We start from the raw sequence: 13,854 nt of genomic DNA, 5'->3' as shown, positions 1-13,854 counted from the left end.
CCTTGAACTTGCCCTTGCCGCGGCCGCCGGCGTGGATCTGCGCCTTCACGACATAGAGCGGACCGGGCAGCTGCTTCGACGCCTCGACCGCCTCCTCGACGGTCATTGCGGCATGGCCGGCGGGAACGGGCACGCCGAACTTCGCCAGCAGCTCCTTGGCCTGATATTCGTGGATGTTCATGAGGGGCGCATCCTTCGCATATGCGGGAGAGTCTCGCCGGCTAAAGCACAGGCGCGCGTGTGAATCCACCCTGTCGACACGGATAGTTTGATCTGAGCGATGTTGCGACGCAGTTGCAAGAGATGCTTAGCGCTGGTCGTTGTTCGCGTGGCGTTCTATCTTCGCCCGCGTGCCGCCCCATTCCGCGCTCCCCTATCCCGCGCTCCACGCCAGCCATTCGGGCATCTGGATCGCGCGCGGCGACCTGTCCGGCGTGGAGGTGCGCCCCGTGTCGCGCGGCGAGGCGATCCGGCAGGCGGCGGACACGCCGATGATCCTGCTCAACGCGCCGCTGATCGGGCAACGCCTGGGCTATGCCGATCTGTCGGGGCTCGACCTGCTGGAGCTCTACGCCTTCCTTCACCCGGCGCGCTTCATGGTGCCGACGCCCAAGGGACTCGCCGCGGCAACCGGGCTGGTCGAGCCGGAGGACGATGCCGACATCGCCCGGCTGCTGCTCGACGCGGCGGCGCGGCTGCTGAGCGTGCCCGCGGGCGACTGGGCCGAGCGCGAGGGCGCATGGAATGCGGCGCAGTCGCTGTTCCGGCTGCGCTGGCCCTGGGCGCCGCTACTGACCGAGCGGATCCGCAAGCCGGAGAAAGCGGAGCGCTGGCTGTTCTCCAGGCTGCCCGAATGGGAGGAGGCGGCGCCGCGCCCGCTGCCCCGCACGGTGCAGCTGCATCCGCAGCAGGCGAGTGCGCGACTCGCCGAGCTGACCGGCGCCGGCGCGGAGGCGCGGCCGGGGCAGCGCGCCTATGCCGAGGCGGCGGCGCAGGCCTTCACCCCGCGCGCGATCCGCGACGCGCCCAATCTGGTGCTCGCCGAGGCGGGGACGGGGATCGGCAAGACCCTGGGCTATCTCGCGCCAGCCTCGCTGTGGTCGCAGGCGGCGGGTGGGCCGGTGTGGGTATCCACCTATACCAAGGCGCTCCAGCGGCAGCTTTCCCACGAGACGCGCCGGGTCTATCCCGACGATGCGGAGCGGCGGGCGAAAGTGGTCACCCGCAAGGGGCGCGAGAACTACCTGTGCCTGCTCAACCTGGAGGATGCGCTCCAAGGCGGATTCGCCGGCCGTGCGGCGGTGCTGGCGCAATTGGTCGCGCGCTGGGCGGCGTATAGCGCCGATGGCGACATGGTCGGCGGCGACCTGCCCGGCTGGCTGACCACCCTGTTCCGTCGCAATGGCTCGACCGCGCTGACCGATCGCCGCGGCGAATGCGTCTATGCCGGCTGCCCGCACTATCGGAAGTGCTTCATCGAGCGCGCCGCGCGTGCCTCGGCGGAGGCGGACATCGTCATCGCCAACCATGCCTTGGTGATGGTCAACGCCGCGCGCGGGCGCGAACTGGCGACGCGGCCGACCCGCTACGTCTTCGACGAGGGTCACCACCTGTTCGATGCGGCGGACATGATGTTCTCCACCGCGCTGACCGGGCAGGAGACGATCGAGCTCCGGCGCTGGATCGTCGGGCCGGAAGGCACCTCGCGCGGGCGGCGGCGTGGGCTAGCGGCGCGCCTCTCCGATGTCGCCAGCTATGACGAGCAGGGCGGCGCCGCGATCGCGCAGGCAGTGACCGCGGCGGGCGCGCTGGCGGCGGACGGCTGGCTGGGGCGGCTGGCGGAGGGGCAGCCGTTCGGGCCGGTCGAGCATCTGCTCGCGGCGGTGCGCGGCCTTACCTACGCGCGTGCGGAGCGCGAGGACGATGCCGGCTATGGGCTGGAGACCGAGCTTGCCGAGCCCAGCGCCGAGCTGATCGAGGCCGCCGCCAGCGCGGCGGACGCATTGGAAGCGCTGCACCGGCCGCTGGTGGTGCTCGGCCGCCGGCTGGAGGCGGTGCTCGCCGAGGCGCCCGACTGGATGGACGCGCCCGCCCGCGCGCGGATCGAGGGCGCGATCGCCTCATTGGGCTGGCGGGTGGAGACGGTGTCGGCGTGGCTGGCGCTGCTGGCGCGGGTCGGCGGCGTCGCGGTGCCGCAGTTCGTCGACTGGCTGGTGGTCAACCGGGCGGAGGGGCGCGAGATCGACGTGGGCCTGCTGCGCCACTGGCTCGATCCGACCAAGCCCTTCGCCGAGATCGTGCTGCGCCCCGCGCATGGCGCTTTGGTCACCTCGGCGACGCTGACCGCGGGCGGCGACTGGGACACCGCGGAGGCGCGGGTCGGCGCGCCGCACCTGTCGCGCGCCGCGGTCCGCTTCGAGGCGCCCTCGCCGTTCGACTATGCCGCGCATGCCGAGGTGCTGGTGGTCACCGACATCAAGCGCGGCGACATCCCCTCGCTCGCCGGCGCCTATGCGCGGCTGATCGAGGCGGCGGGGGGCGGCACCCTAGGGCTGTTCACCGCCATCCGCCGGCTGCGCGGGGTGCATGCGCGCATCGCCGACCGGCTCGCCCGCGCCGGTCTGCCGCTCCACGCGCAGCATGTCGATCCGATCGACACCGGCACTCTGGTGGACATCTTCCGCGACGATCCGCACGCAAGCCTGCTCGGCACCGATGCCTTGCGCGACGGGGTGGACGTGCCCGGTCGCTCGCTCCGGCTGGTGGTGATGGAGGGCGTGCCCTGGCCCAAGCCGACCGTGCTCCACGCCGCGCGCAAGCTCGCCGGCGGGGGCAGCGCCTATGACGACCGGATCGTGCGGGCGCGACTGGCGCAGGCGTTCGGGCGGCTGATCCGGCGCGCCGACGATCGCGGCGCGTTCGTGCTGCTCTCGGCGGCGATGCCCTCGCGGCTGCTCTCTGCCTTTCCGCCGGGCGTGGCGGTGACGCGGGTGCCGCTCGACGAGGCGGTGACGCGAGTCGCGCGGCTTTGCAGCGCGGGCGCGATCGGGCATGAGGCGCGCGTTCCAGCCAACGGAGACGCCGGTTGAAGACGCTGACGCTGCTGCGCCATGCCAAGTCGGGCTGGGACGACCCGGTCGCGCGCGATTTCGACCGGCCGCTCAATCCCAAGGGCAAGCGCGCCGCCGTGGCGATGGGGCGGCACCTGCGCGGGCTAAGCCTCGCCTTCGACCATGTCGTCGCCTCGCCGGCGCAGCGGGTGATCGAGACGATCGGGGAGTTCGAGGGTGGCTTCGGCACCCGGCTGGAACCCGCCTGGGACCGGCGCGCCTACCTCGCCTCTCCCGCGACCTTGCTCGACATCATCCGCGAGACGCCCGCGGACACCGCACGGCTGTTGCTGGTCGGGCACAATCCGGGGCTGGAGGAACTGGTGCTGCTGCTCGTCGCTGATGCAGCGGACGGTTTGCGCGATCAGGTGGAGGAGAAATACCCCACCGCCAGCGTCGCCGAGATCGCCTTTGCGGTGCAGGATTGGGCAGACGTCGCGCCGGGCACCGGCCGGCTGGAGCGGTTCATCCGGCCGCGGGACATTGATCCGGCGCTGGGGCCGGGAGAGTAAATCCTCCGTCTGTTCCCCGTCTGTGCTGAGCGAAGTCGAAGCACCTTAGCGAGCGCAGCGCGTACCCTTCGACTTCGCTCAGGGCGAACGGAGGTTAGTGAGAGTCGTTGAAGGTCGCTTCGAACCTCAATCCTTCTTCAGTGCCTTGAGCGCAGCGAAAGGCCCCGACTCGCCTTCGCTCAGTACGCCCGCCTCCTTGAGCGCCGCTTCCGCCGCCGGGCTGCGCGGGAACGGATCGAGCGCCAGCGCCATCGTCTCCGCCGCGGCCTCGCCCAGGTCTAAGGCGCCGCTTTCGATCTCGACCGTGTCGATCGCATCGTCGGACAGCTCGATCTCCTCGCCCCCGGCGGACGGCTCGACGAACAGCAGCCGCACCGGCTCGTCGACGGTGGCGGGAAGCGGATCGCCGGTGACCGAGCAGGCTTGCACCACCGTCGCCTCCACCCGACCCTCGACCGCGATCCCAGCCGCCTCGCGCCGCACCTCGAACCACGCCGCCAGCCGCTCGACCGAGACCAGCCCGAATCGCCCGGCCAGGCGCCGCCGCTCATCGGCATCGGCCTCCACCGTCACGCTGCGCGCGCCCGCGCCAATCGTGTCGAGCCGCTCGGGCCGGGAAAATTCAGGCGCCATCGATCTCTCCCCGACCCAGCCGGTCGAGCGGGGTCGCGTCCAGCGTCGCGCGCCACGCCTCCAGCTCCTCGCGCACATGCGCCAGCGCCGCCGCGCCGGGATCGGCGCCGCGATAGAGGTTGCGCACCAGCCCCGCCTCGAACGCCGCCGCGCCGCCGGCGTCGCGCATCGCGCCCAGCCGCCCGCCCAACATCGCCATCATCTTGCCGACATGCTTGCCGACGACGATGTCGCCGATGCCGATCTCGCGCAGCTGCGCATCCATGTCGTCGACGAAACGCTCGGTCAGCTGCACGCCCAGCTCCGGCGCGCCCGTCGCCTCGCCTGCCGCCTCGATCCGCAGCAGCGCCACCGCCAGCACCGTGGCGATCATGTCGAAGCGGCCGTCGATCGTGTCGGGCACGCCGCCAGCGAGGTACCAATGCTCGGCGCGACCCTGGCGGACCACCGCATCGTAGAGCGCGCGCGCCGGCTCCTCCTTCCTCCCGAACCAGCGATCCAACCAGGCCATGCATGCTCCACAAGCCGCCCGCCTTGTGCCCGGCGGCGGCGCGGCATATTGAGCCGAATGGCCGCGCGCGCAATGGCGGCCTCCCGTGGAGTAACGATGCGCCTTCTGCTTGCCCCCGCGATGCTCGCTCTCCTCGCCGCGGGGGCCTGCGCGCCGCTGCGCTCGCACCAGGGCTATATCGTCGATGCCGAACTGGTGAACTCGATCCGGCCTGGCGTCGACAACCGCCAGTCGGTGCTCGCGACGCTTGGGCATCCCAGCTTCGCCAGCCAGTTCAACCAGGGCGACTGGTATTATGTCGCGCGCGACAGCCGCAACTACGCGTTCAACAAGCCCAAGGTGCGCGAGCAGCTGACGCTGCAGATCAGCTTCGACGCGGGTGGCAACGTCACCGCGATCCGCAAGTCGGGCAAGGATCAGGTCGCCTCCATCGATCCGATGGGCAAGACCACGCCGACGCTGGGCCGCGAGCGCGGTTTCTTCGACGACCTGTTCGGCAACATCGGCGCGGTCGGCGCCGCCGGCGGCGCTCCAGGTGGGGGCCGTACCAGCCCCTGATAAGGACTTCACCTGTTCTATCAGAGACTTGATACGGAATGATACAACTTTCTCTTTGCTGACTGGTTCGTTCCCGAAACATTCAGCGGCAGGTCGGCATTTACCAACTCACGGCGAATCGCGGAGCCTTCTTCCGCCTCGCCACGCGAAGGGAGTGAATGCCATGCGTAAGCTCATGACCACCATGCTGATGGCCGCCGTTGCCATCCCCAGCCTTGCCGTTCCGACGGTTGCTTCCGCCCAGTCGCGCGAGCTGCGCCGCGACCGGCAGGACATCCGCGACGAGCGACGCGACCTGAACCGCGCCGTCCGCCGCGGTGACCGCGGCGACGTCCGCGACGCGCGCGAGGACCTGCGCGAAGCGCGCCGCGAATATCGCGAGGATTTCAACGACCGCCGCCATCGCTGGCGGGACAACGACTGGTCTAGCTACCGCCGCTACAACCCGCGCCTCTACGCGCGCGGCAACTGGCGCGCGCCGTTCCGCTACACCCGCTTCGGCGTGGGTGCGCGGATCGCTCCGGCTTATTATGGCTCGGCCTATTGGATCCGCGATCCGTGGCGCTTCCGCCTGCCGGTGGCCGGTGTGGGTCGGCGCTGGATCCGGCACTATAACGACGTGGTGCTGGTGGATTACCGCCGCGGCCGTGTCGTCCGCGTGATCCCGGCGTTCTACCGGTAAACCATTCGTCACGTGGAGAGGGCCCCGGTCGGCATCATGCCGGCCGGGGTTCGCTCATTTGCGGGCAGCGAGATCCAGCGCGGCGTGCGCGGCGAGCACGTCGCCGGCATTGCCCGGCGCCATCGTCGCCCGCTCGGCACGGCGCACCGCCTCCAGCGCCACCGCGAGCCTGGCCGCGGGCCAGCGGCCGAGCGCCGAACGCGTCGCCGCCTCTTCCTTGAAGAAGACACGGTGCTTCTTCATCACCGCATCGACGCCCTGCCCGGCATCCACGTCCGCACGCATCTCGGCGAGCGAGGCGAGCCGGCGCGCGAGCTGGCGCAGCCAGGCGATCGGCGACACGCCCGCTTCCTCCAGCCGTGCCAACTCCAGGGCAAGGTCGGCCGGGCGGCCGGCGACGATCGCGGCGATCGCGCGCCCCGCCTCCGCCTCGCCCAGGTCCGCGCCGATCGCGTCAAGCGCGGCATCGTCCGCGGGACGGGGACGATCCGGGGCGGCATCAAGAAACAGCGCCAGCTTGTCGATCTCGCGCGCCATGATCGCCCGGTCGCCCCCCGCCGCCGCGGCGATGCGGCGCGACACCTGCCCGCCAGGCTGAAGCCCCGCCTCGCGCAGCAGCCCGGCGGCGATCTGCTCGGCCTGCTGGCCGGTCGGCGCATAACAGGCGAGCGCCAGCACGTCGGGCGCGGCGAGCGCAAGCTTCACCAGATTGCCGGTGGTGCGCACGTTCGGGGCGACCAGCACCACCGGATTGCCGGTCCGCTCGGCGGAAAGCAGCGCCTCGACGGCGGCGACGCTCTCCTCGCCGATGCCGGTGGCGCGGATCCAGCGCGCGCCCCCGAACAGCGACAGCGCCGCCGCCTCGTCTGCAAGCCGGGCGGGATCGGACTTGAGCGTCGCGCCATCGAGGTCGATCCGCTCCGCCTCGGGCCCCAGCGCCTTGGCCAGCCGCTCGGCATGCGCGAGTGCGCCCGCCTCGTCGGGGCCGTGGAACAGGAACAGGCGCGTCTTGCCCGGCTTCTCCAGCGCCGCGCGGACCTGCGCCTCGTTCGCCTTCACGAGGCGGGCGCGGGCCGCTCCCGCGCGTAGAGCGCGACGCGCGCGACGATCTGGTCGGCGACGATCCGCGACAGGTTCTCCAGCGCGGTGCTTTCCGCCGCGATCGTGGCATATTCGCTGGAGACCACGTCGATCCCCGCGTCCGATCCGGCGGTATCGTCGAGCAGGGTGGCGTTGCTGGCGAGATCGACCAATTGGAAGCGCGCGCGCAGCGTCCGCCGCTCGCGCGTCACCGCGCCGTCGCGGCGAATGGCGAGGCCGGTGATCTGGTCGTCGAGCGTGATCTGGAGGCGGTAGCGCGGGCTCGCCTGTCCCGCCATCTGGATGCGGTCGCGAATCGCGTTGCTCACCAGCCAGCCCGCCTTGCCCTCGATCGGCGCGACCTCGACCGCGGCAAGCGCCGAGGCGGTCGCGCCGCTGCTGCCGCCCGAATACAGCGGGTGGAGGCCGCAGGCGGAGAGCGCGAGGGCAAGAGGCGCGATTGCAAGCCAGGGCCGGGCGATCTTTCCCCCGCCGTCATGCCGGACTTGTTCCGGCATCCACCGCTGGGCCGGGCGACGCGCGCCGTCGCTGAGGCTTTCGCCTTGCCGCACGGTGGACCCCGGCACAAGGCCGGGGTGACGGTTGGTGCGGTTCCTCACGCGACCAGGTTCACGAGACGATCGGGCACCACGATCACCTTCTTGGGCGCGCGGCCCTCCAGCAGCCGCACCACCTTCTCGCTGGCGAGTGCCGCCGCCTCGACCTGGTCCTTGGGCATACCCTTGGGCAGGGTCAGCGTGTCTCGGAGCTTGCCGTTGACCTGGATCGCAACGGTCACCTCGTCATCGACCAGCAGGGCGGGATCGACCTCGGGCCAGGCCGCGTCGGCGACGAGGCCGGTGTTGCCCAGCGCCGCCCAGGCCTCCTCGGCAAGGTGCGGCACCATTGGCGCGACCAGCCGCACCAGCGTGGCGACCGCATCGGCGCGCGAGGGGCCGAACGCCTTGTCGATGGCGCTGGTCAGCTCGTAGAGCCGCGCCACCGCCTTGTTGAACGACAAAGCCTCGATGTCCTTGGCGATCGCCGCGGTGGTGCGGTGCACCGCCTTGTCGAGCGCGGCGTCGCGCGGGCCTTCGCCCGCTTCGCTGGTGACGAGCCGCCACAGCCGATTGACGAAGCGATAGGCGCCCTCGATGCCGTTCTCGCTCCACTCCAGGTCGCGCTCGGGCGGCGAATCGGAGAGCATGAACCAGCGCACCGCATCGGCGCCGTAGCGATCGACGATCGGCTCGGGATCGACGGTGTTCTTCTTTGACTTGGACATCTTCTCGACGCGGCCGATCTGGATCGGCTTGCCGGAAGCGGTCTCCACGCCGTCCGCGATCTCCGCGGGCGAGAGCCAGCGGTTGTCCCACGACTTGTAGGTCTCGTGGGTCACCATGCCCTGGGTGAACAGGCCGGCAAAGGGCTCCGCCACGTCGAGCTTGCCGATGTGTCGCAGCGCGCGCGTCCAGAAGCGGGCGTAGAGCAGGTGGAGGATCGCATGCTCAACCCCGCCGATATACTGGCCGACCGGCAGCCATTGCTCGGCCACCGCGCGGTCGAACGGCCGGTCCTTCGGCTGGCTGGCGAAGCGGATGAAATACCAGCTCGAATCGGCAAAGGTGTCGAGCGTGTCGGTCTCGCGCACCGCCTCTGCGCCGCATTGCGGGCAGGCGACGTGCTTCCAGGTCGGGTGCCGGTCGAGCGGATTGCCGGGGATCTCGAAGCTGACGTCCTCGGGCAGCACGACGGGGAGCTGATCCTTGGGGACCGGCACCACGCCGCATTCGGCGCAGTGGATCACCGGGATCGGCGTGCCCCAGTAACGCTGGCGGCTGACGCCCCAGTCGCGCAGCCGGAACACGGTGGTGCCCTCGCCCCAGCCGCCGTCCTGCGCCCGGCGGATCACCTCGCGCTTGGCGTCCTCCACGTCCATGCCGTCGAGGAAGTGCGAGTTCACCAGGGTGCCGGGGCCGGTATAGGCCTCGGCATCGGTGAACTCGGGCGCATCCTTGTCGCCGTCGGAGACGACACGGCGGATCGGCAGTGCGTATTTGGTCGCGAACTCAAAGTCCCGCTGGTCGTGCGCGGGCACGCCGAACACCGCGCCGGTGCCATATTCCATCAGCACGAAATTGGCGATGTAGACGGGGAGCTCGCCCGCGCCGAGCGGATGGACCGCGCGGAGCCCCGTGTCGAAGCCGAGCTTCTCCTGCGTCTCAAGTTCCGCCGCAGTGGTGCCGCCCTGCTTGCAGCGCACGACGAAGGCGGCCGCCTCGGGGTTCTCCGCGGCGAGCGCCTGCGCGATCGGATGGTCCGCCGCGACCGCGACGAAGGCCGCGCCGAAGATCGTGTCGGGGCGGGTGGTGAAGACTTCGACTTCACCTGCTCCCCTCTCTCCAAGGTAGGGGTCGGGGATGGGTGGCGCGCTCGTAATACGGTCGGGCTGGGGTTCGGGCTGCGGTACCGCCTGGCCTCCACCCACCCCCAGCCCCTCCCTCTCAGGGAGGGGAGTCACGAGCTTGAAGGTAAACCGCAGGCCCTGGCTCCGGCCGATCCAGTTCTCCTGCATCAGCCGCACCTTGTCGGGCCAATGCTCCAGCGTGCCGAGACCCTCCAGCAGCTCGTCGGCGAACTGGGTGATGCGCAGGAACCACTGGTTGAGCTTGCGCTTCTCGACCAAGGCCCCCGAGCGCCACCCGCGGCCGTCGATCACCTGCTCGTTGGCGAGCACGGTCATGTCGACCGGATCCCAGTTGACCGAGGATTCCTTGCGATAGACCAGCCCGGCGGCGAGCATGTCGAGGAACAGCGCCTGCTCGTGCCCGTAATAGTCGGGCTCGCACGTCGCCAGCTCGCGCGACCAGTCGAGCGCGAAGCCGAGGCGCTTCAGCTGCGCCTTCATCGTCGCGATATTGTCGAGCGTCCAGCCGCGGGGGTGCACCCCCTTCTCCATCGCGGCATTCTCGGCAGGCATGCCGAAGGCGTCCCAGCCCATCGGGTGGAGCACCTCATGCCCGGTCATCCGCCGAAAGCGGGCGAGCACGTCCCCCATCGTGTAATTGCGCACGTGCCCCATGTGGATGCGCCCCGACGGATAGGGGAACATCTCCAGCACGTACGTCTTGGGCTTCGGCGAGGCATCATCCGCGGTGAAGGTGCCGCGCTCCTCCCACACCCGCTGCCAGCGCGCATCGGCCGAGCCGGCGTCGAATCGGTCCATCGATCGTCAGTCCACGACCTGGGCGCGGCGCAGGTCGCGGGCCTTGGTGAGGATGATGTCCTCCAGCTTCTGCACTGACGAGGCCTGCACCGGCGCCGCGACCCAATTGCCGCCCTGGTTCACCTGGCGCTGCATGGCGACGCGCACCGCATCGGCGCGCAGGTCCTGGTCGAGGATCGAGACGGTCACCTTGACGCGCTCGGCCGGGGTTTGCGGATTGACGTACCAGTCGGTCACCACGACACCGCCGTTGGAATCGGTCTGCGCCAGCGGCATGAACGACAAGGCGTCCAGCGTCGCGCGCCACAGATAGCTGTTCACGCCGATGGTGGTTACCCGCGAGGCGGCGAGATCGGTCTTGTCGGCCTTCCGCCCGCCACCGCATGCGGCGAGGCCAGCGACGAGGGCGAGCGCGAGAACGGTGCGCAACGGGCGGGTGAACATTCGGGCAAAGTCCTGCGGTGAAGCGGGAGCGATACAGGCGGCGGGTTGGGGTCGCAAGCGGCGCGGCTATGCCGCTGGATCGGACGCGGCGCCCTTGACCAGTCCGTCCAGGGATGCTCCGTTCAAGCCCAGTTCCTTCATCAGTCCGTCGATCACCGGCGCTTGGGCGCGATAGCGCAGCGCCGCCGCGACGGCGGAGTTGGCGAGGTTGCCGTCCCCCGCGGGTGCAGCGTCCCCGCTTCCCACCGACACGCTCCCGCCGGCGTTCAGCCCATCGACCTGGACGATGCGAATGCTGTCGATCGCCTCCATCGGCCTGGCCGCCTCGCGTACCAGCTCTGGGAGCACCTTGAGCAGCGCCAGCTTGGTCTGGAGCGAGACCTGATCGCTGGACAGCAGGTTGGCCGCCTCGTTCACCGCGCGCTGGCCGGCCGCCTCCACCTCGAAGCGAACGCGGCTCGCCTCGGCGCGCAGCTTCTCCGCCTCCGCCTCGCCTTCCGCCGCCGCCCGCATCGCCGCGGCACGATCGGCGGCCGCTTGCGCTTCGGCCTCGGCCTGAACCTTGATGGCGATCGCGGCGCGCTCCGCCTCGCGCGCGGCATCGATCAACTCGATGCGCTTCTGGCGCTCGGCCACCTCGGTCTCGCGGGCGGTGGAGACCTTCTCCTCCGCCGCAACCGCCGCGGCACGCGCACTGTCCGCCTCCGCCTTGGCTTGGCTTTCCTCGCGGCTCTTGTTCTGCACCGCGATCTGCTGCTCCTGCCGAGCGATGGCGAGCGCCTGCTCCTGCGCGATCCGCGCTTCCTGGATGGCGCGGTCGGCCTCGATCTGCGCGGCGTCGGTCTGCTGCTTGGCGGCGATCCGCGCCTGATCGGCCTCACGCTGGCGATCGGTCTGCTGGCGCGCGATCTCGCTCGCCTGTTCGGCGCGACGGACCTCCAACTCGCGCTCCTGCTCCAATCGCGCGAACTCGGCATCGCGCGCGATGGTGAAGGAGGTGCGCGAGGCTTCGAGGTTCTTGGCCTCGATCTGGACGCGGGTGTCCTGCTCGATGTCGTTGCGGGTCTTCTTGCGGAGCTCGATCTGCTCGGTCAGCTTGGTCAGGCCTTCCGCGTCGAAGGCATTGTTGGCGTTGAAATGCTCGATGCTGGTCTGGTCGAGCCCGGTCAGCGACACGCTTTCCAGCTCCAGCCCGTTCATCGCCAGGTCCGCGCTGGAGACCTGCTGCACCTTCTGGACGAACTCGCTGCGCTGCTCGTGCAGCTGGTTCATCGTCATCCCAGCGGCGACCGAGCGGAGCGCATCGACGAACTTGCCCTCGACCAGTTCCTTTAGCGCCTCCGGGTGCATCGTCCGCTGGCCCAGCGTCTGCGCGGCAGTCGCCAGCGCCTCGCGATCGGGGCGGACGCGGACATAGAACTCGGCGCGCACGTCGATGCGCAGGCGATCGAGCGTGATGAGGGCGTCGCCGTTGCGGCGCTCCACCGCGAGCCGCACGGTGTTCATGTTCACTGGCATGGTCTCGTGCAGCACCGGCAGCACCAGCGCGCCGCCATTCATCACCACCTTCTCGCCGCCGAAGCCGGTGCGCACGAAGGCGATCTCCTTGGACGCGCGCTTGTACAGTCGCGCGGTGATGATGCCGATGATGATCAGCGCAAGGAGCGGCACGCCGGCATAGAGGACGACGCTGCCGAGGCCGGCGGGAACGAGATCGGTCATGGGTTCATCCAGTCGGTCAAGCGGGGTGAGACGTGGAGGATCGCGCGGAAGCGATCCCCCTCGCGGCGGACGAGGCGCACGGTATCGCCTTCTTCGAAGATCTCGGCAGGGTCGTTGGGCTCGACCAGCACGTGATGCGCCTGGCCGTGCGGGTCGAGGACGCGGGTGCGCGCCGGCGACCCCTCGCGCGCACGGCCGACGGTGATCGTGCCGGCGCGGCCGACCAGATCCTCGACATCAAAGGCGGTGGTCTCATCGCGCGGCAGGATATGGGCGAGGCCACGGGCGAGCAGGGCGGTCGCCGGCAAAGCGGTGACCAGCGCGGCAGGCACCGCGATCCATGGGGAGAGAAAAGCGCCGGTCAGCGTCAGCGCCGCCTGTTGCCCCGCCAACCCCAGCCCGCCGAACGCGGCGAGGAAGGCGACCAGCAGCACCAGCACGGGCACCTGCCCGACGCCCAGCCAGTCGAGCAGGCCGCCGTCCGCATCCAGATCAAGGTCGACCGCGCCAGCGCCCAGACCGAGCGCCTCGACCACACCGACCAACGCCATCAGGACCAGCGCCGCGGAGAAGGCGATCGCCCCCGGCGCGACTAGCCATTCCAGCACCCGCACTCCCCCCGTCGTCGCCGAAGCCTAACGCAGCTCCGGAAAGGGTCAAGCGCAGGACGCTCCCCGTTGCAGCGCTATGCCGCGATCGGGAAGCGGAGCAGGCGGTCCTCCACCGGCACCAGCGCCTGCGCCGGCCGGCCGACCGCGCGGGCGATCTCGGGGTGGTCAACGTCCAGCCCGCCGGTGAGCGCGCCGAAGGCGGGGAGGATCAGCTTGGTCTCGCTGGCGATGAAGCACCGGCGCGCGACCAGCTTGCCGCGCACCCGCACGCGCAGCTTGGGGTGGAAGTGGCCCGACAGCTCCGGGCGCGGCTCGGCCGGATCGGCCTCGTGGCGGAGCACCAGCCCCTCCACCACCGCCTCGTCCAGCACCGTGCCGCCGCAGCGGTCGATGCGCGGATCGTGGTTGCCGGTGATCCAGGTCCAGGCGGTCCGTGCGATCAGGTCGCGCAAGGTCTCCTGCGCCTGCGGGGGCAGCCGGTCGCAGCCGTCGACATCGTGGAAGCTGTCGCCCAGGCACCAGATTTCGCGCGCACCGGTGGCGGCGACCAGCGCGGACAGGTCAGCGAGCGTGGCGAGGCTGTCATAGGGCGGCAGCATCTGGCCCAGCCGGGCGTACCAGCTCGCCTTTTCGAGGTGGAGGTCGGCGACGAGCAGCGCGCCGCGCGCAGGCCAGAACACCGCCCCCTGCGGCAGCGCGACCAGCTGATGTCCACCGAACGAAAAGGGAACCATGACGCGGCCATGCGCCGGGGGAGTCTGCCGG

At 70.5% G+C, this 13,854-nt stretch carries 14 protein-coding genes; 4 read left to right on the top strand and 10 right to left on the bottom strand.

The annotated features are described in order from the left end of the window. Nucleotides 1-181: ATP-grasp domain-containing protein (locus ACFDTH_RS00495; protein WP_375285533.1), on the bottom strand; the 181-nt coding region annotated here is incomplete at its 3' end. 169 nt (nucleotides 182-350) lie between these two features. Here ACFDTH_RS00495 and ACFDTH_RS00490 point away from each other — a divergent pair. Both ACFDTH_RS00490 and ACFDTH_RS00485 read left to right on the top strand, forming a co-directional pair. Then, nucleotides 351-3,089: an ATP-dependent DNA helicase gene (locus tag ACFDTH_RS00490; protein WP_375285532.1), complete on the top strand. Its 2,739-nt coding sequence runs from the start codon at nucleotides 351-353 to the stop codon at nucleotides 3,087-3,089. Continuing rightward, nucleotides 3,086-3,622, top strand: a complete 537-nt coding sequence (locus tag ACFDTH_RS00485; protein ID WP_375285531.1) for a histidine phosphatase family protein — start codon at nucleotides 3,086-3,088, stop codon at nucleotides 3,620-3,622. Before ACFDTH_RS00490 ends, ACFDTH_RS00485 begins: the two co-directional genes overlap by 4 nt. A gap of 126 nt (nucleotides 3,623-3,748) precedes the next feature. Here the strand turns inward: ACFDTH_RS00485 and ACFDTH_RS00480 are convergent, their stop codons facing one another. Further along, nucleotides 3,749-4,255, bottom strand: a complete 507-nt coding sequence (locus ACFDTH_RS00480) for a DUF177 domain-containing protein (protein WP_375285530.1) — start codon at nucleotides 4,253-4,255, stop codon at nucleotides 3,749-3,751. Next, the gene (locus ACFDTH_RS00475; RefSeq protein ID WP_375285529.1) at nucleotides 4,245-4,766 is read right to left on the bottom strand and encodes a ubiquinol-cytochrome C chaperone family protein; all 522 of its coding nucleotides are present in this window, start codon (nucleotides 4,764-4,766) and stop codon (nucleotides 4,245-4,247) included. The genes ACFDTH_RS00480 and ACFDTH_RS00475 overlap by 11 nt, the downstream gene beginning before the upstream one ends. A 96-nt stretch (nucleotides 4,767-4,862) precedes the next feature. Here ACFDTH_RS00475 and ACFDTH_RS00470 point away from each other — a divergent pair, with 96 nt between their 5' ends. Both ACFDTH_RS00470 and ACFDTH_RS00465 read left to right on the top strand, forming a co-directional pair. After that, a complete protein-coding gene (locus tag ACFDTH_RS00470; protein ID WP_375285528.1) occupies nucleotides 4,863-5,324 on the top strand; it encodes an outer membrane protein assembly factor BamE in 462 nt (153 codons plus the stop codon). Between the two features lie 163 nt (nucleotides 5,325-5,487). Then, nucleotides 5,488-6,006: an RcnB family protein gene (locus tag ACFDTH_RS00465; RefSeq protein ID WP_375285527.1), complete on the top strand. Its 519-nt coding sequence runs from the start codon at nucleotides 5,488-5,490 to the stop codon at nucleotides 6,004-6,006. Nucleotides 6,007-6,060: 54 nt separating this feature from the next. Here ACFDTH_RS00465 and holA read toward each other — a convergent pair whose 3' ends face one another. From holA to pdeM, 7 genes are all read right to left on the bottom strand, one after another. Continuing rightward, entirely contained in the window at nucleotides 6,061-7,065 is a 1,005-nt protein-coding gene (gene holA / locus ACFDTH_RS00460; protein ID WP_375285526.1) for a DNA polymerase III subunit delta, read from the bottom strand. Continuing rightward, nucleotides 7,062-7,604 carry an LPS assembly lipoprotein LptE gene (gene lptE, locus ACFDTH_RS00455; RefSeq protein ID WP_375285525.1) on the bottom strand — a complete coding sequence of 181 codons (543 nt, stop codon included), beginning with the start codon at nucleotides 7,602-7,604 and terminating at the stop codon, nucleotides 7,062-7,064. The genes holA and lptE overlap by 4 nt, the downstream gene beginning before the upstream one ends. Nucleotides 7,605-7,702: 98 nt before the next feature. After that, complete coding sequence (gene leuS, locus ACFDTH_RS00450) at nucleotides 7,703-10,312, bottom strand: leucine--tRNA ligase (RefSeq protein WP_375285524.1); 2,610 nt, start codon at nucleotides 10,310-10,312, stop codon at nucleotides 7,703-7,705. A gap of 6 nt (nucleotides 10,313-10,318) precedes the next feature. Next, a complete protein-coding gene (locus ACFDTH_RS00445; RefSeq protein ID WP_375285523.1) occupies nucleotides 10,319-10,756 on the bottom strand; it encodes a DUF3576 domain-containing protein in 438 nt (145 codons plus the stop codon). 66 nt (nucleotides 10,757-10,822) lie between these two features. Further along, nucleotides 10,823-12,478 (bottom strand): flotillin family protein, encoded by a 1,656-nt coding sequence (locus ACFDTH_RS00440; RefSeq protein WP_375285522.1) that lies wholly within the window; start codon nucleotides 12,476-12,478, stop codon nucleotides 10,823-10,825. Further along, on the bottom strand, nucleotides 12,475-13,086 hold the full coding sequence (locus ACFDTH_RS00435) for a YqiJ family protein (RefSeq protein WP_375285521.1): 612 nt from the start codon (nucleotides 13,084-13,086) through the stop codon (nucleotides 12,475-12,477). The genes ACFDTH_RS00440 and ACFDTH_RS00435 overlap by 4 nt, the downstream gene beginning before the upstream one ends. 77 nt (nucleotides 13,087-13,163) lie before the next feature. Continuing rightward, entirely contained in the window at nucleotides 13,164-13,823 is a 660-nt protein-coding gene (gene pdeM, locus ACFDTH_RS00430) for a ligase-associated DNA damage response endonuclease PdeM (RefSeq protein WP_375285520.1), read from the bottom strand. Between the last annotated feature and the right edge of the window lie 31 nt (nucleotides 13,824-13,854).

It is taken from the genome of Sphingomonas sp., from assembly GCF_042096255.1.
In the GTDB taxonomy this organism is placed as follows: Bacteria; Pseudomonadota; Alphaproteobacteria; order Sphingomonadales; family Sphingomonadaceae; genus Sphingomonas.
Note: the sequence above shows the minus strand (reverse complement) of the source record. Positions and strands in the feature narration are given on the sequence as shown.

Excerpts from the sequence above, each read along its gene's own strand:
- ACFDTH_RS00440 (WP_375285522.1), bottom strand. The coding sequence starts at position 12,478 with ATGACCGATCTCGTTCCCGCCGGCCTCGGCAGCGTCGTCCTCTATGCC.
- pdeM (WP_375285520.1), bottom strand. The coding sequence starts at position 13,823 with ATGGTTCCCTTTTCGTTCGGTGGACATCAGCTGGTCGCGCTGCCGCAG.
- ACFDTH_RS00465 (WP_375285527.1), top strand. The coding sequence starts at position 5,488 with ATGCGTAAGCTCATGACCACCATGCTGATGGCCGCCGTTGCCATCCCC.
- lptE (WP_375285525.1), bottom strand. The coding sequence starts at position 7,604 with ATGCCGGAACAAGTCCGGCATGACGGCGGGGGAAAGATCGCCCGGCCC.
- ACFDTH_RS00480 (WP_375285530.1), bottom strand. The coding sequence starts at position 4,255 with ATGGCGCCTGAATTTTCCCGGCCCGAGCGGCTCGACACGATTGGCGCG.
- leuS (WP_375285524.1), bottom strand. The coding sequence starts at position 10,312 with ATGGACCGATTCGACGCCGGCTCGGCCGATGCGCGCTGGCAGCGGGTG.
- ACFDTH_RS00470 (WP_375285528.1), top strand. The coding sequence starts at position 4,863 with ATGCGCCTTCTGCTTGCCCCCGCGATGCTCGCTCTCCTCGCCGCGGGG.
- ACFDTH_RS00445 (WP_375285523.1), bottom strand. The coding sequence starts at position 10,756 with ATGTTCACCCGCCCGTTGCGCACCGTTCTCGCGCTCGCCCTCGTCGCT.
- ACFDTH_RS00475 (WP_375285529.1), bottom strand. The coding sequence starts at position 4,766 with ATGGCCTGGTTGGATCGCTGGTTCGGGAGGAAGGAGGAGCCGGCGCGC.